This window comes from Xanthobacter flavus (genome assembly GCF_017875275.1).
In the GTDB taxonomy this organism is placed as follows: Bacteria; Pseudomonadota; Alphaproteobacteria; order Rhizobiales; family Xanthobacteraceae; genus Xanthobacter; species Xanthobacter flavus_A.
In genome coordinates this window covers 397,542-420,302 of the sequence record NZ_JAGGML010000001.1, presented here as the reverse complement: position 1 = coordinate 420,302, position 22,761 = coordinate 397,542, and the positions used below count along the sequence as shown (strand labels likewise).

The 22,761-nt window shown below is 68.2% G+C and carries 23 protein-coding genes; 16 read left to right on the top strand and 7 right to left on the bottom strand.

The window, feature by feature from the left end:
* The first annotated feature begins 322 nt into the window (after window positions 1-322).
* The 4 genes from J2126_RS02050 to J2126_RS02035 are packed head-to-tail and all read left to right on the top strand — an operon-like array spanning window position 323 to window position 2,155.
* Window positions 323-1,120 (top strand): sterol desaturase family protein, encoded by a 798-nt coding sequence (locus tag J2126_RS02050; protein ID WP_209483500.1) that lies wholly within the window; start codon window positions 323-325, stop codon window positions 1,118-1,120.
* A gap of 4 nt (window positions 1,121-1,124) precedes the next feature.
* Window positions 1,125-1,520, top strand: a complete 396-nt coding sequence (locus tag J2126_RS02045) for a hypothetical protein (protein ID WP_209483498.1) — start codon at window positions 1,125-1,127, stop codon at window positions 1,518-1,520.
* Window positions 1,521-1,563: 43 nt separating this feature from the next.
* Window positions 1,564-1,749: a hypothetical protein gene (locus J2126_RS02040; protein WP_209483496.1), complete on the top strand. Its 186-nt coding sequence runs from the start codon at window positions 1,564-1,566 to the stop codon at window positions 1,747-1,749.
* A gap of 31 nt (window positions 1,750-1,780) precedes the next feature.
* The gene (locus J2126_RS02035) at window positions 1,781-2,155 is read left to right on the top strand and encodes an antibiotic biosynthesis monooxygenase family protein (protein WP_209483494.1); all 375 of its coding nucleotides are present in this window, start codon (window positions 1,781-1,783) and stop codon (window positions 2,153-2,155) included.
* A gap of 3 nt (window positions 2,156-2,158) precedes the next feature.
* Here the strand turns inward: J2126_RS02035 and J2126_RS02030 are convergent, their stop codons facing one another.
* From J2126_RS02030 to J2126_RS02015, 4 genes are read right to left on the bottom strand one after another with little or no spacing between them, the layout of a single operon-like run.
* Window positions 2,159-3,319, bottom strand: coding sequence for a CaiB/BaiF CoA transferase family protein (locus tag J2126_RS02030; RefSeq protein ID WP_209483493.1), 1,161 nt, complete (start codon window positions 3,317-3,319; stop codon window positions 2,159-2,161).
* Complete coding sequence (locus J2126_RS02025; RefSeq protein ID WP_209483491.1) at window positions 3,319-4,446, bottom strand: acyl-CoA dehydrogenase family protein; 1,128 nt, start codon at window positions 4,444-4,446, stop codon at window positions 3,319-3,321. Before J2126_RS02025 ends, J2126_RS02030 begins: the two co-directional genes overlap by 1 nt.
* Window positions 4,447-4,494: 48 nt before the next feature.
* Window positions 4,495-5,685, bottom strand: coding sequence for an acetyl-CoA C-acyltransferase (locus J2126_RS02020; RefSeq protein WP_209483489.1), 1,191 nt, complete (start codon window positions 5,683-5,685; stop codon window positions 4,495-4,497).
* A gap of 37 nt (window positions 5,686-5,722) precedes the next feature.
* On the bottom strand, window positions 5,723-6,490 hold the full coding sequence (locus tag J2126_RS02015) for a 3-hydroxyacyl-CoA dehydrogenase (RefSeq protein WP_209483487.1): 768 nt from the start codon (window positions 6,488-6,490) through the stop codon (window positions 5,723-5,725).
* 130 nt (window positions 6,491-6,620) lie between these two features.
* On the opposite strand from J2126_RS02015, the gene J2126_RS02010 reads away from it, so the two are divergent.
* From J2126_RS02010 to J2126_RS01960, 11 genes are all read left to right on the top strand, one after another.
* A complete protein-coding gene (locus tag J2126_RS02010; protein WP_209483485.1) occupies window positions 6,621-7,607 on the top strand; it encodes an AraC family transcriptional regulator in 987 nt (328 codons plus the stop codon).
* 143 nt (window positions 7,608-7,750) lie between these two features.
* A complete protein-coding gene (locus J2126_RS02005; protein WP_209483483.1) occupies window positions 7,751-8,452 on the top strand; it encodes a phosphatidylserine decarboxylase in 702 nt (233 codons plus the stop codon).
* Entirely contained in the window at window positions 8,452-9,300 is an 849-nt protein-coding gene (gene pssA / locus J2126_RS02000) for a CDP-diacylglycerol--serine O-phosphatidyltransferase (protein WP_209483481.1), read from the top strand. Before J2126_RS02005 ends, pssA begins: the two co-directional genes overlap by 1 nt.
* Before the next feature lie 239 nt (window positions 9,301-9,539).
* Window positions 9,540-11,162, top strand: a complete 1,623-nt coding sequence (locus tag J2126_RS01995) for an ABC transporter substrate-binding protein (RefSeq protein ID WP_209483479.1) — start codon at window positions 9,540-9,542, stop codon at window positions 11,160-11,162.
* A 192-nt stretch (window positions 11,163-11,354) separates the two neighbouring features.
* Entirely contained in the window at window positions 11,355-12,368 is a 1,014-nt protein-coding gene (locus J2126_RS01990; protein WP_209483478.1) for an ABC transporter permease, read from the top strand.
* Window positions 12,365-13,252, top strand: coding sequence for an ABC transporter permease (locus J2126_RS01985; RefSeq protein WP_209483475.1), 888 nt, complete (start codon window positions 12,365-12,367; stop codon window positions 13,250-13,252). Before J2126_RS01990 ends, J2126_RS01985 begins: the two co-directional genes overlap by 4 nt.
* 10 nt (window positions 13,253-13,262) lie before the next feature.
* Window positions 13,263-15,014 carry a dipeptide ABC transporter ATP-binding protein gene (locus J2126_RS01980; protein WP_209483473.1) on the top strand — a complete coding sequence of 584 codons (1,752 nt, stop codon included), beginning with the start codon at window positions 13,263-13,265 and terminating at the stop codon, window positions 15,012-15,014.
* Window positions 15,015-15,022: 8 nt separating this feature from the next.
* Window positions 15,023-15,232: an AtzG-like protein gene (locus J2126_RS01975; RefSeq protein WP_209483471.1), complete on the top strand. Its 210-nt coding sequence runs from the start codon at window positions 15,023-15,025 to the stop codon at window positions 15,230-15,232.
* Window positions 15,233-15,239: 7 nt separating this feature from the next.
* Window positions 15,240-16,673, top strand: a complete 1,434-nt coding sequence (locus J2126_RS01970) for an AtzE family amidohydrolase (protein WP_209483469.1) — start codon at window positions 15,240-15,242, stop codon at window positions 16,671-16,673.
* Window positions 16,674-16,684: 11 nt separating this feature from the next.
* Window positions 16,685-17,074 carry an oxalurate catabolism protein HpxZ gene (gene hpxZ / locus J2126_RS01965; RefSeq protein WP_209483467.1) on the top strand — a complete coding sequence of 130 codons (390 nt, stop codon included), beginning with the start codon at window positions 16,685-16,687 and terminating at the stop codon, window positions 17,072-17,074.
* 66 nt (window positions 17,075-17,140) lie between these two features.
* Entirely contained in the window at window positions 17,141-17,857 is a 717-nt protein-coding gene (locus tag J2126_RS01960) for a GntR family transcriptional regulator (protein ID WP_245327179.1), read from the top strand.
* A gap of 9 nt (window positions 17,858-17,866) precedes the next feature.
* On the opposite strand, the gene J2126_RS01955 is transcribed toward J2126_RS01960, so the two are convergent.
* Window positions 17,867-18,748 (bottom strand): LysR substrate-binding domain-containing protein, encoded by an 882-nt coding sequence (locus J2126_RS01955; RefSeq protein WP_209483466.1) that lies wholly within the window; start codon window positions 18,746-18,748, stop codon window positions 17,867-17,869.
* Between the two features lie 283 nt (window positions 18,749-19,031).
* Here J2126_RS01955 and J2126_RS01950 point away from each other — a divergent pair, with 283 nt between their 5' ends.
* Window positions 19,032-19,361: a DUF1127 domain-containing protein gene (locus J2126_RS01950; protein WP_209483464.1), complete on the top strand. Its 330-nt coding sequence runs from the start codon at window positions 19,032-19,034 to the stop codon at window positions 19,359-19,361.
* A 106-nt stretch (window positions 19,362-19,467) separates the two neighbouring features.
* Here J2126_RS01950 and J2126_RS01945 read toward each other — a convergent pair whose 3' ends face one another.
* Both J2126_RS01945 and J2126_RS01940 read right to left on the bottom strand, forming a co-directional pair.
* Window positions 19,468-20,511 carry a DUF937 domain-containing protein gene (locus J2126_RS01945; RefSeq protein ID WP_209483462.1) on the bottom strand — a complete coding sequence of 348 codons (1,044 nt, stop codon included), beginning with the start codon at window positions 20,509-20,511 and terminating at the stop codon, window positions 19,468-19,470.
* 397 nt (window positions 20,512-20,908) lie between these two features.
* Window positions 20,909-22,750, bottom strand: coding sequence for a monovalent cation:proton antiporter-2 (CPA2) family protein (locus J2126_RS01940; RefSeq protein WP_209483460.1), 1,842 nt, complete (start codon window positions 22,748-22,750; stop codon window positions 20,909-20,911).
* Window positions 22,751-22,761 lie beyond the last annotated feature (11 nt).

The following is a 22,761-nucleotide window of genomic DNA, read 5'->3' as shown; positions in this document are numbered from 1 at the left end:
CCAAAAGAATGTCTGCAAGAAGCTTTTTTGATCTGGATCATTTTAAAAGGAGATGGATGGATCGATGCCAATGAAATCAATGTGTTGATGCCTCCGGCTTGGCTGTTCGGGCGCGTGGCGAGGCGGTTTGAGCGAGAGATTCTCCGTCTTGCATATGATGTGTGACTGACATATTAGTTCTTCACGCGCTGTCGCGAAGCGCCCCTCGGCCGTCCGGCGGGGGCATCGCAAGGGGTGCCGGCCCTCAAGCCGTGGCACTCCAGTTCAAGCGCGGGGGAATCAAGAGAATGGCGCGCACCGACAGCGCGCAAGGGAGAGAGCGATGGAACTCACCTCGAGCCCCATGACGGATCGCCAGCGCAAATACCGCGCAACCTATCGCGAGCGCGTCACCGGCTGGTATAACGGCTGGCTGCACATCGCCATCATCTATGCGATCGGCTTTACGGCGCTCTACATCTACATCTCGAACATGCACGATGTCCGGTGGTGGGAGTGGCTCACCATTCCGGTCGTGTTCCTGTTCTGTAATTTCTTCGAATGGTGGCTGCACCGCTATGTGATGCACCGGCCGTCCAGCTTTCCGCTGTTCCGCGCGGTCTATAACCGCCACACGCTCATGCATCACCAGTTCTTCACCGAGGAGGAGATGCGCTTCGCCGGTCACCACGACTGGCGCGTCACCTTCTTCCCGCCCTATGCGCTGGTGACCTTCACGCTCATGTCCATTCCCGGCGCCATCGTGTTCGGCTGGCTGATCTCGCCGAATGTGGGCTGGCTGTTCATCACCACCACGACCTCGGTCTATCTGCTCTACGAATTCATGCACTTCACCACGCACATCGACGAGAACTGGTTCGTGCGGAACGTGCCCTTCATCAACACCAACCGACGCCACCACGCCGCGCACCACAACCAGTCGCTCATGATGGAGCGCAACATGAACCTGACCTTCCCCATCATGGACTGGGCGTTCGGCACGTCGGACCTCAATCGCGGGCTCTTCGGCCATCTCTTCAACGGCTATGACACGCGCCACCTGAAGACCGACATGCGCCGCACCGCGCGCACCCCGAAGGGCAAGACGGCGCCTTCCGGCCACGTCGCCCCGGCGGAGTGAGGCCATGGCCTCCATCGAACCCAATGTCGCCGGCCTGTTGATCTTCACCGGTCTGTGGACGGCGGCGTGCCTCGGCTTTCTCGTGCTCTCCGGCATGTTCCCGGCGAGCACGCGGCCGGCGGGGGCGCGGCAGGCGGGGGGCCGCGCCCTCGTCCTGGTCAACAGTCTGCTCTGGCTCGTGCTCGCCGCCGCGGCGCTGGCTTACGGCTATGCGAACCTGCGCCTCACCAGCCTGATCGTCGTCGGCGGCCTCGTCCTGCTGTTCGCCCCGGCGCCGTTCGAGCTGCTGCCCACATCTTTCCGCGACGGCCGGCGCGGCCTTGCCGCTCTGGTGGCGCTCCAGGGCGCGGCGCTGGCCGTCTGGGCCGCGCTTCCCGGCGGCGGCGCCGCGCTCATCTGAAGCTCAGCGCCGGCCTTGTCCGGCCTTCAAGAGGGGACATTCCATGCCCACCCACATCAAGCTCATCCTCTCCCTCATCGTCCTCGCCGTCGCGGCGGCGGGCTATGCCTTCCAGTCCGCGCTTGGGCAGGAGGGACCGAAATATGCGGTCGCCTTCCTGGGTGTTTTCATGGTCATCGCCATGTGGGTCTTCCCCGAGGTGCAGCGCCGGCCCGGCGACAAGGTTTAGTCTCGTCGAACACCGGACAGGGGGTCGGGTCTTGATCGCGATCATATTCGAGGTGTGGCCGGCTGAAGGTCAGCGCGACACCTATCTCGATCTCGCCGCGCGCCTGCGCTTGGAGCTGGAGAAAATGGACGGCTTCATCTCGGTGGAGCGGTTCGAGAGCCTCACCAATCCTGGCAAGATGCTTTCGCTCTCCTTCTGGCGCGATGAGGAAGCGGTGAAGGCCTGGCGCAACCTCACCTCCCATCGCAAGACGCAGGCGGCGGGGCGGGCAGGCGTGTTCCGCGACTATCGCCTGAGGGTCGCCGCCGTGGTGCGCGACTATGGCATGTTCGAGCGCGACGAGGCGCCGGACGACAGCCGGAGCCTCCACAAGCCGAAGGCCGCGGTTGCCGATCCCGCCTTCTGACGTTCAGCGCAGCTCCGGCGGCCAGTCGAGGCCTGAGCGGCCGGCTGTGTCGGGTGGCATGACGGCGGCGGCGATGTCCGCGTCGCTGAGGCCGGCCTCGCGCAGCACGTCGGTCGTGCAATCGGCGAGATCGAGCGGGTGGGCCTGCGCGGGCGTGCGCGAGAGGCGTGGCACCGCAGGCACCCGGTTCGGCCCGCTGTCGGGATGGCGGGCGGCAATGTGGGGATCGCTCCACACCTCGTCGGGCGCCAGAACCGGCGCGACACAGGCGTCCGTACCGGCGAACAGGGCGGTCCAGTGGTCGCGCGTTTGGCCGGCGAAGGTCGCTTCCAGCGTGCGCTCGATGTGAGGCCACAGGTCCCGCCGCATATGGTCCGGCGGTTCGCCTAGCGCGAGGCGCCGCCACAGTGCATCAAAGAAGCCCCGCTCCAGCGCGCCAACCGCGATGAACCCGCCGTCCGCACAGCGGTAGGAGCGATAGAAAGGCGCGCCGCCGCCGAGCAGCCCGTCGCCGCGCGCGGGCCAATGGGGTGTCTTCCAGAGCGGCCAGTGCATGGCCATCAGGGAGAGCGCGCCATCCACCATGGCGGCGTCGATCTTCTGACCCTGTCCGGTGGTCTTCGCCTCGATCACCGCGGCGAGGATGCCCAGGGCGGCGATCAGGCTGCCGCCGGCGAAATCGGCGACAAGGTTGAGCGGCGCCTCGGGCGGTCCGTCCTTCGGGCCCATGGAACCGAGCACCCCGGCGAGCGCGAGATAGGTGATGTCGTGACCCGCTTCCAGCGCGCGCGGGCCGTCCTGCCCGAAGCCGGTCAGCGAGCAATAGACGAGGCGCGGATTGAGCGCCGCCAGTGTCTCGTATCCGGCGCCGATGCGATCGGCGACGCCGGGGCGGAAGCCCTCCACCAGCACGTCGGCGGTCTGCACCAGAGCGTGGAGCGCGGCCCGGCCGGCGGGGGCTTTCAGGTCCAGAGAGATATGCCGCTTGCCGCGAGAGAATTCCGGAATGGCGACGCCGGCCCGGCCGCCGCCCACCACGATCACCTCCGCCCCGAAATCCGCGAGGAGCATGGTGCAATAGGGGCCGGGGGCAAGCCGGGAGAGATCGACCACGCGGATGCCGGCGAGGGGACCGCGCGGGGCCGGGGAGGGGGCCTCCACCATCACAGCCCCCGCGCGATGACGATGCGCTGCACGTCGCTCGTGCCCTCGTAGATCTGGCAGACACGCACGTCGCGATAGATGCGCTCGACGGGGAAGTCCGCCAGATAGCCGTAGCCGCCGAAGGTCTGGATGGCGGCGGAGCACACCTGCTCGGCCATCTCGGACGCGAAAAGCTTCGCCATGGAGGCTTCGGCAAGGCAGGGCAGGCCGGCCTCGCGCAGCGATGCGGCATGCAGCACCATCAGGCGGGCCGCCTCGATGCGGGTTGCCATGTCGGCGAGGCGGAAGGCGACCGCCTGATGCTCCATGATGGGCTTGCCGAAGGTCACGCGCTCCTTTGCATAGGCGCGAGCCGCCTCGAACGCCGCGCGCGCCATGCCCACGCACTGGGAGGCGATGCCGATGCGCCCGCCCTCCAGGTTGGCGAGGGCGATCTTCAGCCCCTCGCCCTCCGCGCCGAGCCTGAGGTCCGCGGGCAGGCGCATATCGTTGAAGGCGAGCTGGCAGGTGTCGGACGAGTGCTGGCCAAGCTTCTCCTCCACCCGCACGACCTCGTATCCGGGCGTATCGGTGGGAACGATGAAGGCGGAGATACCCTTCTTGCCCGCATCCGGATCGGTGACCGCGAAGACGATGATGAGGTTGCCGTTCTTGCCGGACGTGATGAATTGCTTGGCGCCAGAGAGCACGTAATGGTCGCCGTCCCGCCGCGCTCGGGTGCGCAGCGCCGCCGCGTCCGATCCCGCCTGGGGCTCTGTCAGGGCGAAGCCGCCGATCCATTCGCCGGAGGCGAGCTTGGGCAGGAAGCGCTCTTTCTGCGCATCTGTGCCGAACTTCACGATGGGCATGCAGCCCACCGAGGAATGCACGCTGACGATGGTGGAGCACGCGCCGTCCGCCGCCGCGATCTCCTCCAGCGCGAGGGCGTAGGAGACGAGATCGGTGGCCGAGCCGCCAAGCTCCTCCGGCACCAGCATGCCGAGGAAGCCGAGAGCGCCCAGCTCCTTCAGTTCATCTCCCGGGAAGCGGTGTTCCCTGTCCCGCGCGGCGGCGCCGGGCGCGAGGCGCTCGGAGGCGAAGGCGCGCACGGCGTCGCGGATGGCGACCTGGGTCTCGGTGAGGATCATGGGCTCCCTCCGGTTCTTATTGCTTGCTGCCGAGCGGTGGACGCGGCCTCAGCTCAGCCGCTCGATGGCGACCGCCGTCGCCTCGCCGCCGCCGATGCACAGGGACGCGATGCCGCGCTTGAGATCGTAGCGCTCCAGTGCCGCCAGCAGCGTCACCATCACCCGCGCGCCCGAGGCACCGATGGGATGGCCCAGCGCACAGGCGCCGCCATGGACGTTCACCTTGTCCTCCGGCAGGCCGAGATCGCGCATGGCGGCCATGGGCACCACGGCGAACGCCTCGTTGATCTCGAACAGGTCCACGTCCTTCAGGTCCCAGCCGGTCTTCCCGGCGAGCTTCTGCACTGCGCCAATGGGGGCCGTCGTGAACAGGTTCGGCGCCTGCGCGTGGGTGGCATGGCCGACGATGGCGGCGAGGGGGGTGAGCCCGCGCTTTTCCGCCTCCGATCGGCGCATGAGCACGAGCGCGGCCGCGCCATCGGAGATTGAGGAGGAGTTCGCCGCCGTCACCGTGCCGCCGTCGCGGAAGGCGGGCTTCAGCGTCGGGATCTTGTCCAGCTTCGCCTTGGGCGGCTGCTCGTCCGCCGCCACCACGCGCTCCGCCTTGCCGGCCTTCACGGTGACGGGGGTGATCTCCCTGTCGAAGGCGCCATCGGCCATGGCCTTCTGCGCCTTGGTGAGCGAGGCGATGGCGAAGGCGTCCTGCGCCTCGCGGGTGAACTGATAGGCCTCCGCGCACTCCTCCGCGAAGGTGCCCATGAGGCGGCCCTTGTCATAGGCGTCCTCGAGCCCGTCGAAGAACATGTGGTCGATGACCCGTCCATGCCCCATGCGGTACCCGCCACGGGCGCGGTCCAGCAGGTAGGGGGCATTGGTCATGCTCTCCATGCCGCCCGCCACGGCGACGGAGGCGGAGCCAGCGGCGAGGAGGTCATGGGCGAACATGGCCGCCTTCATGCCGGAGCCGCACATCTTGTTGACCGTGGTGGCGCCGGTCGCGAGCGGAAGGCCCGCGCCCAGAGCCGCCTGCCGGGCCGGCGCCTGGCCGAGGCCCGCCGGCAGCACGCAGCCGAACACCACTTCCTCCACCTGATCCGGCGCGAGGCCGGCGCGGGAGAGGGCGGCACCGATGGCCGCAGAGCCGAGCGCGGTTGCGGCGACATCCTTGAGGTCGCCCTGAAAACCGCCCATGGGCGTGCGGGCGGTGCCGACGATGACGATGGGGTCGGAAGCCGTCATGGGTCTTGTCTCCGGAGGAGGGAGGAGAGTGCCAGGGTCAGCGCGGCGCCATGCGCAGCGCGCCGTCGAGGCGGATGACCTCGCCGTTCAGCATGGAATTCTCGCAGATGTGCTTGACCAGCGCGGCGTATTCGGACGGCCGCCCGAGGCGCGAGGGGAAGGGAACGCTCTTGCCGAGGCTGTCCTGAACATCCTGCGGCAGACCGGCCATCATCGGCGTCTCGAAGATGCCGGGCGCAATGGTGAGGACGCGGATGCCGAAGCGCGCAAGCTCGCGGGCCACCGGCAGCGTGAGGGCCGCGACGCCGCCCTTGGAGGCGGCATAGGCGGCCTGCCCGATCTGCCCGTCGAAGGCGGCGATGGAGGCCGTGTTGATGATGACGCCGCGTTCGCCGTCCGCGTCCGGCTGCTCCTTCACCATGGCGTCGGCCGCGAGCCGAAGCATGTTGAAGGTGCCGATGAGGTTGACGGTGATGCCGCGCACGAAGCTGTCCAGCCGGTGCGGGCCCTCGCGTCCGATCACCTTCTCGCCGGGAGCGACGCCCGCGCAGTTCACGAGGCCGTGAACGTGGCCGAAGCTGTCGAGGGCGAGCTGCACGGCCGCCTTGCCGTCGGCCTCGCTGCTCACGTCGGCGCGCTGGAAGCGGGCGGCGTCGCCGAGTTCGGCGGCCATGGCGGCGCCAGCGTCGGCGTTGATGTCGACGAGGACGACGCGGCCGCCATTGTCCACCACCATCCGCGCCACCGCAGCGCCAAGGCCCGAGCCGCCGCCGGTGACGAGAAAGACGCGCCCTTCGATCTTCATGGTGCCCCTCCCAGGGAGACATGCCGCCGCTTGAGCGGCCGTTGACTCACGTCTAGCAGAAAAGCCGAGTGACATTCGATGACACTAGCGATCTATTGATGTGAGCGTTTTTGCCATACGGGAGCACGCCGTGGAACGGCGCATGATCTCCGGCACCTTTGTGGACGATGCCTTGGGCTGCCTCGCGGCGCAGGGGATCGAGACCGGTCCGGTGCTCGCACGGGCGGGGCTCGCGCTGCCGGTGACCGAGGCGGTCTCGGCCGAACAATACGGCGCGCTGTGGACGGCGGCGGCCGAGGCGCTGGACGATGAATTCTTCGGCCTCGCCGCCCGCCCCATGCGCTGCGGCAGCTTTACCCTGCTCTGTCATGCCCTCATGGGCGCGGGAACGCTGGAGCAGGCCCTGCGGCGGGCGCTGCGCTTTCTGCGTGTGGTGCTGGAGGACCCGAGCGGCGAACTCGTCGTCGGCGATGGTCTTGCGTCGGTGGTGCTGGTGGACAGAGGTGCGGCGCGCTCGGCCTTCGCCTATCGCACCTACTGGATCATCCTCCACGGCATCACCTGCTGGCTGGTAGGCCGGCGCATCCCGCTTCGGCAGGTGGATTTCCGCTGCGGACCGCCGGAGCACGGTGCCGACTACCGCCTGTTCTTCGGAGCGCCGGTCCGGTTCGATGCGCCGGAAAGCCGGCTCGCCTTCGATGCCGCCTTCCTGAAGCTGCCGGCCCACCGCAGCGAGCGGGCGCTGCGCGATTTCCTGCGCGGCGCGCCGGCCAACATCCTGGTGCGCTACCGGCACGACGAGGGGCTGGCGGCGCGGGTCCGTGCGCGCCTGCGGGAGCAGCCGGCCGCGGCGTGGCCGTCCTTCGAGGACCTCGCCCGCCAACTGCGCCTGCCGGCCTCGACATTCCGGCGGCGGCTGGCGGAGGAGGGGGCCGCCTATCGCGACATCAAGGACGACCTGCGCCGGATGAAGGCCGAGGATCTGCTGCGTGGCACCGACCGGCCGGTCGGGGAGATCGCCGCGGATCTGGGTTTTTCCGAGCCGAGCGCCTTCCACCGGGCTTTCCGCAAATGGACAGGCGCGAGCCCCGGCGCCTTCCGACGTGCGGGGCGTTGAGGAAGAGCGGCGTTCCGCCATTTGACGGCGGGCCGGCGGCTGACTACCTGTGCGCAAACCCCGGCGTCCCGGCGCCGGTGGAAACCTGACTTCTGGCGCCGCGGCGCCGGCCGGCGCCGACCGGTGCGCCCTGGAGTAAGCTGTTGTCGATCATTGCCAGCATCCGCAAGACGCTCGTTCCCGTCCATCGCGAGGGCTATCCCTTCATCGCGATCGCGGTGGTGATCGCGCTCGTGCTGTTCGCCTTCTCCACCTTCTTCGGCATGATCGGCTTCGGCCTCGCCCTCTGGACGGCGCTGTTCTTCCGCGATCCCGAGCGCGTGACGCCGGTGCGCGAGGGCCTCGTGATCGCGCCGGCGGATGGGCGGGTCTCGCAGGTGGGGCTGGCGCGGCCGCCGCGGGAGCTGGACCTTTCGGACGAGCCGCTGCTGCGCGTGTCGATTTTCATGAACGTGTTCAACGTCCACGTGAACCGCGCACCGGTGACCGGACGCATCGAGCGCATCGCCTATAAGCCGGGCCTCTTCCTGAATGCCGACCTCGACAAGGCGAGCGAGGACAATGAGCGCAACGGCCTCATCATCTCCACCCCCTACTGCCGGGTGGGATGCGTGCAGATCGCCGGCCTCGTGGCGCGCCGCATCGTCTCGTTCGTACGCGAGGGCGAATCCATCGGTGCCGGCGAGCGCTTCGGCCTGATCCGCTTCGGATCGCGCGTGGACGTCTATCTGCCCGTGGGCTCGCGCGTGCTGGTCAGCGAGGGCCAGTTGACGGTGGCGGGCGAGACCGTCCTGTGCGATCTCTCCCAGCCGCAGCAGCGCGAGACCGCCTACCGGGTGAGCTGATGGAAACGCCCTTTCCCCCGTTCGATCCCGAAGGCCGGCCCCGGCCGCGCCTTGGCGGCAGCATCGGCAAGGTGCCGATCCGGGTTCTGCTGCCCAATCTCGTGACACTGCTGGCCCTGTGCTCCGGCCTCACCGCCGTGCGCCTCGCCATCGAGGAGCGGATCGAGCTGGCACTGGCGGCCATCGTCTTCGCCGCCATCCTCGACGGCGTGGACGGGCGGCTGGCGCGGGCGTTGAAAGGCACCTCCCGCTTCGGAGCGGAGCTGGACAGCCTTGCCGACTTCGTGAACTTCGGCTGCGTGCCGGCGCTGATGCTCTATTTCTGGGGCCTCAACGAAGCCGGCTCGTTCGGCTGGATCGCCGCGCTGGCCTATGCCATCTGCGCCGCGCTTCGCCTCGCGCGGTTCAACGTGATGCTGGACGACCCGAACAAGCCGCCCTTCGCGGGCGACTATTTCACCGGCATCCCGGCCCCGGCCGGCGCCATCACCGTGCTGCTGCCGGTTTACCTGGAGCTGATCGGCCTTCCCCACGGGCGGGTGAGCGCGTTGATCGCGCTGGTCTACTGCCTGGCCATTGCCTTCCTGATGATCTCCACGGTGCCCGCCTGGTCCGGCAAGACGCTGGGGCGGCGGGTGCGGCGGGACATGGTGCTGCCGCTGTTCGTGGCGGTGGCCATCTATTTCGCGCTGCTGGCGAGCTATCCCTGGATCGTGCTTTCCGTCTGCACCATCCTCTATCTGGCTCTGCTGCCGGTCTCCACCATGCGCTATCGGCGCCAGATGAAGGCCTGGAAAGCCGAGCGCGCCGCCGCGCCGTCCGCCGCCCCAGACGTCCTGCCCTCCTGATCTTCCCCAAGCGGCTGCTGGCCACGCGCTGGGCAAGCGTTGCCGCAGTGATGCGCATCTAATTGCATACAATGCGCACATAGCTGCACATATTGTAGTCATTTTCCGCCCTGCGTCGCGGCGTAATCTGCGGTGCGGCGGATGTATATGATTGATTTTACGATTAAAATAAAAAACTGTATGCAATTGGCACGCGGCTTGAATGGCATTAGGCGACCACCACCACAGGGACGTCGCTGATGAACCGCCGCGAATTCATGAAATCCGCCTCCGCCACAGCCGTCGCGACCGGCACCAGCGTCGCCGCTCCAGCGGTGTTCTCGCCGGCGAAGGCGCAGGCCCGCAACGAGACGCTGTTGATCGTTTCGGAGAGCGGCCCGAACAATCTCGACATCCATGGCGTCGGCACCAACGTGCCCGGCTATGAGGCGAGCTGGAACACCTACGATCGGCTCATCACCCACGAGATGACCGAGAAGGAGGGCGTTCGCTACTATGACCGCGACAAGCTCAAGGGCGAGCTGGCCGAGGACATGAACATCGGCGACATGTCCGTCACCTTCAAGCTGAAGAAGAACGCGACTTTCCAGGACGGCACGCCGGTGACCGCCAAGGACGTGAAGTGGTCGCTGGACCGCGCCGTCTCCGTGGGCGGGTTTCCCACCTTCCAGATGAAAGCCGGCTCGCTGGAGAAGCCCGAGCAGTTCGTTGTGGTTGACGACCACACGGTGCGCGTGGACTTCCTGCGCAAGGATCGCCTGACCATCCCGGATCTCGCGGTCATCGTGCCGTGCGTCATCAATTCGGAGCTGGTGAAGAAGAACGCCACCGAGAAGGACCCCTGGGGTCTCGAATACACCAAGCAGAACACCGCCGGCTCCGGCGCCTATCGCGTCACCAAGTGGACGCCCGGCACGGAAGTCATCTTCGAGCGCTTCGACGACTGGAAGGGCGGCCCGCTGCCCAAGATCAAGCGCGTGATCTGGCGCATGGTGCCGTCCGCCGGCAACCGCCGGGCGCTGCTGGAGCGCGGCGACGCGGACATCTCCTACGATCTGCCCAACAAGGACTTCGTGGAGCTGAAGCAGGCGGGCAAGCTCAACATCACGTCGGTGCCGTATTCCAACGGCGTGCAGTACATCGGCATGAACGTGAAGAACCCGCCCTTCGACAATCCGAAGGTGCGCGAGGCCATCGCCTACGCCATTCCCTATGAGAAGATCATGGAGGCCGTGCTCTACGGTCTGGGCCGCCCCATGTTCGGCGCGCCGGCGGATGCCGCCACCAAGGTGGCCTGGCCGCAGCCCACCAAGTTCAAGACCGACCTCGCCAAGGCCAAGCAGCTGATGGCCGAAGCAGGCCTTGCGGGCGGCATCGACACCACGCTCTCCTTCGACCTCGGCTTCGCCGGCGTCAACGAGCCCATCTGCGTGCTGCTCCAGGAAAATCTGGCGCAGATCGGCATCAAGACCACCATCAACAAGATCCCCGGCGCCAACTGGCGCACGGAGCTGAACAAGAAGGTTCTGCCGCTCTACACCAACGTATTCTCGGGTTGGCTGGACTATCCGGAATACTTTTTCTTCTGGTGCTACCACGGCTCGAATTCCGTCTTCAACACCATGAGCTACCAGTCGGCGGCCATGGACACCTTCATCGACGGCGCGCGTGCTGCGGCGGCGAGCGGCGACAAGGCGGCCTATGATACGGACGTGAAGGGCATGGTGGACCTCGCCTTCGCCGACGTGCCGCGCATTCCGCTCTACCAGCCGTTCGTCAACGTCGCGATGCAGAAGAACATCACCGGCTACGAATACTGGTTCCACCGCCGCCTCGACTATCGCGCCTTCCAGAAGGGCTGAGGCATCCCTCTTCCTCTTGAGGGAGGAAGCGGCGTGAGGGGTGGCGCCGGGGGGCGGAAGCCGGCGCTTTGGGTTCGCCCGGGTGCCGGCATCGGCGCCGCCCCTCACCCCACACCCGGCGCCCCGCCGGAGACGAGAAACGGTTGCGGTGCCCGATGCCCCGCAGCCCGATTTGCACACAGGGATATCGCCATGCTGAAGCTCCTAGGCAGTCGTCTCGCCACAGCCGTGCCCAGCCTGATCGGCGTGGTGATCGTGACCTTCCTGCTCACCCGCGTGCTGCCCGGCGACACGGCGGCCTATTTCGCGGGCCCCGCCGCGACGCCGCAGGCCATCGCCGAAATCCGCACCAAGCTCGGCCTCGACAAGTCTTTGCCGGCCCAGTTCGCCGATTATGTTTCGGCCCTCGCTCAGGGCGACCTCGGCTCTTCGCTCTCTACCGGCCAGCCGGTCGCCACCGAGATCGCGGCCCGCCTGCCGGCTTCCGCCGAACTGACGCTGGCGGGGCTGGTGCTGGCGCTGCTCATCGCGGTGCCCTTCGGCATCATTGCGGCGGTACGGCAAGGGTCGTGGATCGACCACGCCTGCCGCATCATCACCACGGCCGGCGTCTCGCTGCCGGTGTTCTTCACCGGGCTGCTGCTGGTCTATGTCTTCTACTTCAAGCTGGGGTGGGCGCCGGCGCCGCTGGGGCGGCTCGACGTGTTCTTCTCCGCGCCCGAGACGGTGACGGGCTTCTATGTCATCGACAGCCTGATCGCCCGCGACTTCGAGACCTTCCGCGCCGCGCTGGCGCAACTGGCGGTGCCTGCGATCACGCTGGCTATCTTCGCCCTTGCGCCCATCGCCCGCATGACCCGCGCCTCCATGCTGGCGGTGCTCTCCTCCGAGTTCGTGCGCACGGCGAAGGCGGCGGGTCTGACGGATTACACGGTCATCATCACCTACGCCTTCCGCAATGCCATGCTGCCCGTGGTGACGACGCTGGGCATGGTGTTTTCCTTCCTGCTGGGCGCCAACGTGCTGGTGGAGAAGGTGTTCGCCTGGCCGGGCATCGGCTCCTACGCGGTCGAGGCGCTGATTACCTCGGACTACGCGCCGGTGCAGGGCTTCGTGCTCGCCATGGCGATCCTCTACGTGATCCTCAACCTCCTGATCGACCTTGCCTACGGCATCATCGATCCCCGCGCGCGGAGCGAAGCATGACCCTCGCCACGGCCGACACCCAGAAGGCGCCCGGCGGCCTTGCCGCCACGCTCGCCCACGCCCGCTATGTGATCTCGGACAATCCCGTCACCGGCATCGCCTTCGGCATGTTCCTGGTGCTGGTGGTGTGCGCCACGATCGGGCCGTTCATCGTCCCTTATGATCCGCTGGCCTCGGACACGGCGGCGGCGTTGCAGCCGCCCTCGGCCGCGCACTGGTTCGGCACCGACAATCTCGGCCGCGACATCTTCTCCCGCGTGGTGGTGGCGAGCCGGCTGGACATGGCCATCGCCATCTTCTCGGTGGCGCTCGTGTTCGCCGTGGGCGGCGTCGCGGGCATCGCCTCCGGCTTCTTCGGCGGCTGGACGGACCGGATCATCGGCCGCATCTCCGATACCATCATGGCCTTCCCGTTGTTCGTGCTGGCCATGGGCATCGTGGCGGCGCTGGGCAATACCGTGACGAACATCGTCATCGCCACCGCCATCATCAACTTCCCGCTCTATGTGCGCGTGGCGAAGTCCGAAGCCGCCATCCGCCGCAATGCCGGCTACGTGCAGGCGGCGCGGCTGACCGGCAATTCCGAATGGCGCATCCTTCTGACGACCATCCTGCCCAACATCATGCCCATCATGATGGTGCAGATGTCGCTCACCATGGGCTACGCCATCCTGAACGCGGCCGGCCTCTCGTTCATCGGCCTCGGCGTGCGTCCGCCGACGCCCGAGTGGGGCATCATGGTGGCTGAGGGCTCGGCCTATATCGTCTCCGGCGAATGGTGGATCGCGCTGTTCCCCGGCCTCGCGCTCATGTTCGCGGTCTTCTGCTTCAACCTCCTGGGCGACGGTCTGCGCGACATCGTCGATCCCCAGCGCCGCACCTGAGGAGGCCGCCATGCATGGAGTTGTGGACGTGAAGGAACACGCCGCCAAGTCCTCCGAAACGCCGAGCGGCCCGCTGCTGGAGGTGCGCGACCTCACCGTCGAGTTCGCCACCCGCCGCGGCATCGTCACGGCGGTGAGCCAGGTGAATCTCACCCTCGGCAAGGGCGAGACGCTGGGCATCGTGGGCGAATCGGGCTCGGGCAAATCCGTCACCTCCTACACCGTGATGCGCATCCTCGACCGCGCCGGCCGCATCGCGGAAGGCACCATCACGTTCTCGGGCATCGATGTTGCCCACGCCCCCGAGAGCGAGATGCGCGACCTGCGCGGTCGCGAAATGTCGATGATCTTCCAGAACCCGCGCGCGGCGCTGAACCCCATCCGCACCGTGGGTGCGCAGATCGGCGACGTGCTGCTCCAGCATGTCCAGGCCGACCCGCGCAACGTGAAGCACAAGGTCATCGACATCCTCAAGCAGGTGCGCATCGCCCGGCCGGAGGACCGCTACCACGCCTATCCGTTCGAGCTGTCCGGCGGCATGTGCCAGCGCATCGTCATCGCGCTCGCGCTCGCCTGCCGGCCGCAGCTGATGATCGCGGATGAGCCCACCACCGGCCTCGACGTGACGACCCAGAAGGCGGTGATGGACCTGGTGACCGAGCTGACGCGCGAGCGCGGCATGTCCACCATCCTCATCACCCACGATCTCGGCCTCGCCGCCACCTATTGCGACACGGTGATGGTGATGGAGAAGGGCAAGGTGGTGGAGACGGCCCCCGCCGAGCGCATCTTCCGCGATCCCCAGCACCCCTACACCAAGAAGCTCATGCGGGCGACGCCGCGCCCGGGCATCACGCTGAAGGATCTTCTGCCGGAAGGCGAGGCCGCAGCCGCTCCGGCCGCGACGCCCGCGCCTGCGACCGGGACCGGGGAAACGCTTCTCACCGTCGAAAACCTCGTCCGTGAATATCCTCGCCAGGGCGCGCCCTCGGCCTTCCTCGCCAAGCTCAAAGGCAAGCCCCTGACGCCGGAGGAGACCATTTTCCGCGCCGTGGACGGCATCTCCTTCGAGGTGAAGCGCGGCGAGAGCGTCGGCCTCGTGGGCGAGAGCGGCTGCGGCAAGTCCACCACCTCCACCATGGTGATGCGCCTCATCGATCCCACGGCGGGCAAGATCACCTTCGCGGGCGAGGATATCGGCGCGATCCCAGCCAAGGACTTCGCCCACCATCCCATGCGCAAGCGCATCCAGATGGTGTTCCAGGATCCGACCGAGAGCCTCAATCCGCGCTACACCGCCGCCCGCGCGATTGCCGATCCCTTGCTGCGCATGGGGGGCTATTCCGGAGGCACGAAGCTCGATGCCCGCGTGTCAGAGCTGGCCGAAATGGTCGGCCTGCCGCAGAACCTGCTGGAGCGCTTCCCGCATCAGCTCTCCGGCGGCCAGAAGGCCCGCGTCGGCATCGCCCGCGCCATCGCGCTCGACCCCGATCTCGTCATCCTCGACGAGCCGACGGCGGCGCTGGACGTCTCGGTGCAGGCCGTGGTCCTGAACCTGCTGGAGGAGCTGAAGCAGCGGCTCGGCATGAGCTATCTCTTCGTCTCCCACGACCTCCACGTCGTCGGCCTTCTGTGTGACCGGGTGATCGTGATGCGGCAAGGCCGGATCGTGGAGGAGGGCACCGCGCAACAGGTGCTGGAGGCGCCCAAGGACGCCTATACCCGCGAACTCATCGCCGCCATTCCCCATCCCCCGGTCTGAGGCACGCCATGGCCACCGAAACCACCCTGCCCAAGGTCGAGGACGCCGCCCTCGCGCAGCTTCTCGACGGCGCGCTCTCCGCCCATGGCATCACCGCGCGCCCCGAATGGCGCACGGAGGCGCTCGCCTATCTGCGCAGCATCGCCGATGCGGCGACCCTCGTCCGCAGCCTGGACCTCGGCGATGCCGAGGAGCCGGCCCCCGTCTATCGTCCGTGAGGTGGTCATGAACGCGCCCGTCCCCGTTCCCGACGCCACCCGCCTCGTCGGTGCGACAGCGGCCGAGATCGCCGCCGCGGTAGCCTCCGGCGCCGTCACCGCCCGCGCCGTCATCGAGGCGACGCTGGCGCGCATCGCGGCTGTCGATCCGTCGATCAACGCCTTCACCGACGTGATCGCCGAGCGCGCCCGCGCCCGTGCGGACCGTATCGACGCTGCCCGTGCGGCCGGTGCGCCGCTGGGGCCGCTGGCTGGTGTACCGTTCGCGGTGAAGAACCTGTTCGACATCGCGGGCCTGCCGACCCGCGCCGGTTCGAAGATCAATCGGGAGCGTCACCCGTCCACGCAGGACGCCTTTTTGGTGGAGCGGCTGGAGACGGCGGGCGCCATCCTCGTCGGCGGTCTGAACATGGGCGAATATGCCTATGACTTCACTGGTGAGAACGTCCATGACGGTGCCTCCCGCAATCCGCACGATCTGACCCGCATGTCCGGCGGCTCCTCCGGCGGCACCGGGGCGGCGGTGGCTGCGGCCATGGTGCCCCTTGCGCTGGGCTCCGACACCAACGGCTCCATCCGCGTGCCGTCCTCCCTGTGCGGCACGTTCGGGCTGAAGCCCACCTATGGCCGGCTGGGGCGGGGCGGCAGCTTTCCCTTCGTGACGGCGCTGGACCATCTCGGCCCGCTCGCCCGCTCCGTTGCGGACCTCGCGCTCTCCTATGACGCCATGCAGGGCGAGGACGTCCGCGATCCGGGCCAGACGCCGCGTCCGTTCGAGCCCGTTGCCGGGCTGATCGGTGAGGGAATCGACGGTCTGCGCATCGCCATCGCCGGCGGTTGGTTCCGCGCCAAGGCGCAGCCCGAGGTTTTCGCGGCGGTGGATGCGGTTGCCGCCGCGCTCGGCGCGCGCGACATGGTGGACATCCCGGATGCCGCCCGCGCCCGCGCCTCCGCCTACATCATCACGGCAGCCGAAGGCGCGAGCCTGCACGCGCGGCGCCTCGCCGTGCGGCCGGAGGATTTCGATCCCGCCGTGCGCGACCGGCTGCTGGCCGGCCTCGCCATCCCCGCCTCGTGGGTCGATGCGGCGCAGCGCTTCCGCCGGCACTTCCGGGACGAGATGCTGAAGCTGTTCGAGACCCACGACGTGCTCCTCGCCCCGGCGACCCCCTGCCGGGCGCCGAAGCTGGGGCAGAAGACGTTCGTGCTCGATGGCGAGGAGATGCTGGTGCGGCCGAATCTCGGCCTGTTCACCCAGCCCATTTCGTTTATCGGTCTGCCCGTCGTGGCCGTGCCGGTGCGGGTGGCGGTGGGCGAGGCGCCGGACCTGCCCATCGCCGTGCAGGTCATCGCCCCGCCGTGGCGCGAGGATATGGCCCTGCGTGTTGCGGCGGAGCTGGAGCGGCTGGGCGTGGCCGCAGCCCCAGCCGCAACCCTGTGAAGGAGGACCCGTTGGAGATCGACATTCCCGAGGTGAAGGCCGAGGTTGAGGCCGCGTTCGCGCGCTATGAGGCCGCGCTCGTCGGCAACGACGTGGAGACGCTGGAAGCGCTGTTCCATGACGATCCGCGCACCATTCGCTTTGGCGGCGGCGAGAACCTCTATGGCATGGACGCCATCCGCGCCTTTCGTCGCGGCCGCTCGCCGGCTGGCCTTGCGCGCGATCTCGCGCAGACGGTGATCACCACCTACGGGCGGGACTTCGCCGTCGCCTCCACCCTGTTCTATCGCGACAACGCGCCGGGCAAGGTCGGGCGCCAGCAGCAGACCTGGGTGCGACAGCCGGACGGCTGGCGCGTGGTGGGCGCCCATGTCTCCGTTATCGACGAGCCGACGGCATAGAGCGCCGCCGGCCTACGACGTTTCACGGATTTCGCCTCAGGCGGGAATCCCGGTAAAATCCTGCACATGACCCTGTTCGCGCCATCTCCCCTGAAGACATCGGACCCCGCCCCGCGCGTGCGCAAGCGCCGCACGGTGGGGCGCCCGGTGACGCGCACGGAGGAACTGCGCCTGCAGATCGCCGACGACATCGTGCGCGGACGCCTCGCCCCCGGCACCGCGCTGGAAGAGGTCGATATCGCAAAGCGTTACGGCGTCTCCCGTACACCGGTGCGGGAGGCATTGCGCGATCTTGCCGCCTCCGGCCTGGTCGAAGCGCGGCCCCATCGCAGCGCGCTCGTGGCCCAGCCCTCTCTGGAGCGGCTGCGCGGCATGTTTGATGTGATGGCGGAGCTGGAAGCCCTGTGCGCCGGGCTGAGCGCGGTGAACATGACGCCGGCCGAGCGGGCGGGGCTCGAGTCCATCCATGCCGAGCTGGCCGATCTCACCCGCAGGGGCGACGAGAGCAGCTACACGCTGCTGAACGAGCGGTTCCACACCACGCTCTATGCCGGCAGCCACAATGAGTATCTGACGGAACTGACGCTGGCGACCCGCGCCCGCCTGCAACCGTTCCGCCGCGCGCAGTTCCGCACCCTTGGGCGCCTCGCCCGCTCCTATGAGGAGCACGACAGGGTGGTTCGGGCCATCCTGCGCGCTGACAAGGGGGAGGCGGCGCAGGCCATGCGCGCGCACATCCTGACCGTCGAGGATGCCTACGAGCGCTACGCCGAGACGCTCTGAGGACTGCGCCTATTCCGCCGCGTCTGCGTCCGTGAGATTGTCGAGGCCCTGGACGATGTGCTGCGCCAGCGCATCCGCCAGCGGTGACGGCTCATGCCGGTTGCGCAAAAGTCCGATATCGCAAGGGGGTAGGGGCGGGTACCCGTCCGCCGCGCCGAGCACGCGCATGCCCGTCCGCAGGGCGGATTCCGGCAGCACCGACACTGCCAGGCCGGAGAGAACCGCCGCCACCACGGCGCCGCAATTGGGGCTGGTGTAGAGGATGCGGTGCCCCCGCCCGGCCCCGGCCAGGCGCGAGACGGCGATCTCCCGCCATTGGCAGGTGGTTCGTCCCAAAGCCAGCGGCACCGGGGTTTCCAGATGCGCCGCATGGCGGGCGGAGGAGACCCACAGCAGCCGCTCCCGGCGGATCACATGGGCATTGCGTGAGGTGATCTCGGTGGCGGTGATGATGGCGAGATCGATGGTGCCGGCGGCAATGTATTGCACCAGTTCGGCGGTGGGCTCGCAGATCACGGTGAGCTCGACGGACGGATGGGTGCGGGAAAATCGCGCCATGATATCAGGCAGATAGCGATCCGCGTAATCGTCCGGCACACCAAGGCATACGCGCCCCGAAAGCTCCGCGTCGGCGAAGCTGGAGACGGCTTCCATGTTCAGCTTCACGATGCGCCGGGCGTAGTCCAGCAGGCGTTCGCCGTCCTCGGTGAGGCGGGAGGCGCGGCCGTCGCGGACGAAGACGGGCCGGCCGACCCGCTCCTCCAGCCGCTTCATCTGCATGGAGACCGCCGACTGGGTCTTGTGGACCACCTCCGCAGCCTTGGTGAAACTGCCCGTTTCCGCAATGGCCACAAAGGTTCTCAGCTGGTCGGGGTCGAGCATGGCTGTCATTGTCGCGCTCCTGAGGGGCAGCCCTGCGCCGGCCGCATGGGCCGGCCGCCCCGTCGCCGCAATCATCACGCAAAACGATACGAGAGATGAAAAACATTCGCTAGCGTGATTTGTGCGAAGCATCCAGAAAGGTCCTGCCGATCGGATGCGGCGCGAAATCGGGTGGTTTCACCGGGGTGTTCGGGGGCTTATCGGGCCCGTTCGGCACATGCCGGGTGTGTTCAGACCATCACGGCCCCGGAAAGGAGGGTCGGCGGAGCGCATCCAGGCAACGGAGATGAAGATGACGTACCATGGTGAAACCCGCAGGACCCCCTTCGCCCCCGCCGGCGAACTCGTCGCCGCTTTGTGCCTCTCGGCCGTCGGCGTCGCGGCCAAGGGCTTGCAGTCGGTGAAGACCATCGGCCGCGTCATGGAGCGACGGCAGATGATGGCCGAGCTTTCCCATCTCGACGACCACATGCTGCGCGACATCGGTGTGACGCGGGCGGACCTGCGCGATGCCGCCGCCACCCCGCTGTTCGAAGATCCGACCCAGACGCTGGTGACCCGCGTGCGGGAGCGCCGGGCGGCGGCGCGGCTCGCCGCGTGGCGGGGCAGCCCGGCTGACTGATTGAACCTGATCCGGCGGAAGCGCCCCTCGATTCCGCCGTTCCTCGACCCGCGCCGTCCGCAACCGGCGCGGGTCGATTTTTGTCTGCGCTCTATGCGCCTCCGCTTTACTTGCCGCCGCCCGATGACTTGTCGCTGTCGGCCCGGCCGAGGCGGGGGCGGTCCGGCGGGAGGGTCTCCGCCTCCTGCACATTCTGCACGTTCTGCGTGGCCGCGCTCATGCTCTGGGTGGCGGCGGCCATGGAGGAGGCGGCGGAGCGCATGATGTCGAGCCAGAAGTCGGGCACGCTGTAGGCCTGCCGGCCCGCATCCGCCGCGCCTGGCTGCGTGGGGGGCGGGAAGGGCGGCGGGAAGCCCTGGGCGAACATCTGGGCGAAGAAGTTCTGGAACGGCAGCAGCGGTGCCGGCGGAGGCTCCGGCGGCTTCTCGCGGGTGGGCGGCACGCCGGCCTGGGTCATGGTCTTGGTCATGGCGTTCACCACGTCCTGCCATGCGTTCGCCGGGTTGCGCTGGGGCGCGGGCGCCGGGGCGGCGCGCTGGAACATCATCTGGGCATAGGAATCGGCCCAAGGATTGCCGGTGGAATAGGGTCGCCCGCCCTGCTCGGTGGCGGTGCTGGTGAAGGCCAGGAAGGCGTCGATCCAGGGATTGCCGGAGGAGATGGGGGCAATCTTCTGTTCGGTCTGCCCGGGCATGCGGCTCAGCATGGCGGCCAGCATCTGCTGCAGGGCGCCGGAGGCGGCCAGCGACTTGGCGAGCCCGCCCACCACCAGGGTGGCGTAGGTGGGCATCACCTGCTTCACCAGGGTCATGCCGAGGCCGGTCGAGGAAGCGACATGGGCCGCCACCGCGCGGCTCACGTCCGACGAACCGAAGACGGTATCGAGCGCCTCGGATCCGGCGCGAGTCAGCTCGGCCGGGGCGGCGGGCTGGGAATAGAAGGCGCCGTAGGGGCCGCTGGTCATCAACGTCATCAGCGCGGCGAGGGAATCGGGAGATTGCGAGGCCTGGTTGAACGCCGCTGCGAAGGCGGGCATCACCGCCTCGGCGACCTGCTGGGCCTGCTGCGCGGAAAGGCCGTACATGCGGCCGATATTGTCCATCGCCTGCCCGCCCTGGGCCGCGCGCAGCATCTCCACAAACTGATCCATCCACCGACTCCGTCCGATTCCGGACCTGCGCGGGCGAAGGCGTCCGCTCCGGCTTCTGCCCGAAATCTTGGCAGGAGCTTACGCCATCGTCCCGCCGAAATCACGACATGCTTCGGTTGGATCAGGGGAATTGACGGGGATGGGCGAGCATGTGTCCGCCGTCGCCCTCCGGCCTGACCGGAGGGCCCATCGCTGGGCTGGAGCGGGCGTGGGGGCGAACGGCGAAATGGGTCCTCCGATCAAGTCGGAGGACGACGGCGGCGGCAAGCGGCGGCGGTAAGTGGTGGCGGCAAGTGGTGGCGGCGGCGGCAAGCGGCGGTGCCGGGCGGAGCGCTGATCCGGGGGCCGGCACGGGACTTCCGCGCAGCGGGCAAAATACCGGGAGCCGCGCTCCCGCTCACCCCGAGAATTCGGTCTCGTGGCTGAGGATGTCCTGGGCTTCCGGGTTGAGCGGGCGGGCGCGGCGCTCCGGCTCGGTGAGGGGCTCCGGCTCCACCTTGGGGCGGGCAAAGGCGTCGCCGCCGGCGAACAGTCCGTCCTGCATCTGCCGCTCCAGCCGGGCGCGGTCGCGTTCGCGCACGTCGGTGATGCGGGCCTCCGCGGCGCTCTCGCTCACCCCCAGCGCCTCCAGCGTGCGGGCGCCGAAGGAGAGGGCCGATTCGAGCGTCTCGCGCAGCTCGAAATCGACGCCGAGCCGCACCAGCTCCATCGAGTGCACGCGATCGAAGCTGCGCACGAACAGGCGCGGCCCCAGAATGGAAGCGCGCACGATCTCCACGATGCGGTTGGCGTCTTCCTTGTTGTCCACGCAGACGCAGATCACTTCCATCGTCTCCGCGCCAGCGGCGCGAAGAACGTCGAGCCGGGTGCCGTCGCCATAATAGATGTGAACGCCGAACCGGCCGGCGCTCTGGATCATCTCCACGTCCTTGTCGATGATGGTGACGCTCACATCCTGCGCCAGAAGGCACTGGGAGACGATCTGCCCGAAGCGGCCGAAGCCGATGACCAGCACCGAGCCATCGGCATCGGTGAAATCGTCGGCGGGCGGCTCGGGCACGGCCGGGGCGAAGCGCGGCAGGAAGCGCGAGATGCCGGCGAACAGCAGCGGGCCGAGCACCATGGTGAGCGCGGCCAGGGCGATGAGCAGATCCGCCTGCTCGGTGCGCAGGATGCCGTTGGCGAGGCCGAGCGGGAACAGCACGAAGGCGAACTCGCCCGCCGCCATCAGCGCCACCGCGGCGCGCAGGGAATCGCCGGGGGCGATGTTGTCGGCGCGGAACACCAGATAGACCACCACCGACTTGATGACCGCCACCGCCAGCGCGCCCACCACGAGGCGCGGGATGTGGTGGAGGATCACGTCGATGTTCAGCGTCATGCCGATGCTCATGAAGAAGATGGCGAGCAGCAGGCCGCGGAAGGCATCCACATTGGCTTCGAGTTCGTGCCGGAAGGTGCTTTCCGACAGCAGCAGGCCGGCGAGGAACGCGCCCATGGCGGCCGACATGCCGGCGATCTCCATGAGGCCGGCGGCGCCCAGCACCACCATCAGCGCCGCCGCCGTCATCGCCTCGCGCGCGCCGGAGCGGGCCAGCACCCGGAACAGGGGATTGAGGAGATAGCGGCCGGCGACCACGATCACCGCGATGGCGCCCACCGCCATGGCCGCCTGGACCAGCGTGCCCTTGGGATCGTGAATCTCGCTCTCCCCGCCGGGGGCGAGCAGCGGCACCAGCGCCAGCAGCGGCACCACCGCGATGTCCTGGAACAGCAGGATGGAGAAGGTGCGCTGGCCGTAGGGACTGCCGAGGTCGCCTCGCTCGCCCAGCAACTGGAGCGCGATGGCCGTGCCCGACACCGACAGCGCCAGGCCCGAGACCACCGCCGCCGCGACGCCGAAGCCGAGGCCGAAATAGGCGAGCAGCGCGAAGGCGAGGGAGGTGAGCACCAGCTGCGCCGTGCCGAGCCCGAAGATGTAATGCCCCATGGAGAGCAGGTGCGAGGGCTTCAGCTCCAGTCCCACGAGGAACAGGAGCATGACCACGCCCAGCTCGGCGACGGTATGCACCACCGCCGGGTCGGCCACGTTGATGCCGATGGGGCCGATGGCGATGCCGACGAGCAGGTAGCCGACTATGGGCGAGAAGCCGATGCGCTTGGCGACGACGACGGCGAGTACGGCGGCGCACATGAAGGCCAGCGCTGCACCGAACAAGGCGTGTTCATCGACTGGCATGCGCGACGTCC

Excerpts from the sequence above, each read along its gene's own strand:
- J2126_RS02050 (WP_209483500.1), top strand. The coding sequence starts at position 323 with ATGGAACTCACCTCGAGCCCCATGACGGATCGCCAGCGCAAATACCGC.
- J2126_RS02045 (WP_209483498.1), top strand. The coding sequence starts at position 1,125 with ATGGCCTCCATCGAACCCAATGTCGCCGGCCTGTTGATCTTCACCGGT.
- J2126_RS02040 (WP_209483496.1), top strand. The coding sequence starts at position 1,564 with ATGCCCACCCACATCAAGCTCATCCTCTCCCTCATCGTCCTCGCCGTC.
- J2126_RS02030 (WP_209483493.1), bottom strand. The coding sequence starts at position 3,319 with ATGGTGGAGGCCCCCTCCCCGGCCCCGCGCGGTCCCCTCGCCGGCATC.
- J2126_RS02025 (WP_209483491.1), bottom strand. The coding sequence starts at position 4,446 with ATGATCCTCACCGAGACCCAGGTCGCCATCCGCGACGCCGTGCGCGCC.
- J2126_RS02020 (WP_209483489.1), bottom strand. The coding sequence starts at position 5,685 with ATGACGGCTTCCGACCCCATCGTCATCGTCGGCACCGCCCGCACGCCC.
- J2126_RS02015 (WP_209483487.1), bottom strand. The coding sequence starts at position 6,490 with ATGAAGATCGAAGGGCGCGTCTTTCTCGTCACCGGCGGCGGCTCGGGC.
- pssA (WP_209483481.1), top strand. The coding sequence starts at position 8,452 with ATGGAAACGCCCTTTCCCCCGTTCGATCCCGAAGGCCGGCCCCGGCCG.
- J2126_RS01995 (WP_209483479.1), top strand. The coding sequence starts at position 9,540 with ATGAACCGCCGCGAATTCATGAAATCCGCCTCCGCCACAGCCGTCGCG.
- J2126_RS01990 (WP_209483478.1), top strand. The coding sequence starts at position 11,355 with ATGCTGAAGCTCCTAGGCAGTCGTCTCGCCACAGCCGTGCCCAGCCTG.
- J2126_RS01985 (WP_209483475.1), top strand. The coding sequence starts at position 12,365 with ATGACCCTCGCCACGGCCGACACCCAGAAGGCGCCCGGCGGCCTTGCC.
- J2126_RS01980 (WP_209483473.1), top strand. The coding sequence starts at position 13,263 with ATGCATGGAGTTGTGGACGTGAAGGAACACGCCGCCAAGTCCTCCGAA.
- J2126_RS01975 (WP_209483471.1), top strand. The coding sequence starts at position 15,023 with ATGGCCACCGAAACCACCCTGCCCAAGGTCGAGGACGCCGCCCTCGCG.
- J2126_RS01970 (WP_209483469.1), top strand. The coding sequence starts at position 15,240 with ATGAACGCGCCCGTCCCCGTTCCCGACGCCACCCGCCTCGTCGGTGCG.
- J2126_RS01960 (WP_245327179.1), top strand. The coding sequence starts at position 17,141 with ATGACCCTGTTCGCGCCATCTCCCCTGAAGACATCGGACCCCGCCCCG.
- J2126_RS01955 (WP_209483466.1), bottom strand. The coding sequence starts at position 18,748 with ATGACAGCCATGCTCGACCCCGACCAGCTGAGAACCTTTGTGGCCATT.
- J2126_RS01950 (WP_209483464.1), top strand. The coding sequence starts at position 19,032 with ATGACGTACCATGGTGAAACCCGCAGGACCCCCTTCGCCCCCGCCGGC.
- J2126_RS01945 (WP_209483462.1), bottom strand. The coding sequence starts at position 20,511 with ATGGATCAGTTTGTGGAGATGCTGCGCGCGGCCCAGGGCGGGCAGGCG.
- J2126_RS01940 (WP_209483460.1), bottom strand. The coding sequence starts at position 22,750 with ATGCCAGTCGATGAACACGCCTTGTTCGGTGCAGCGCTGGCCTTCATG.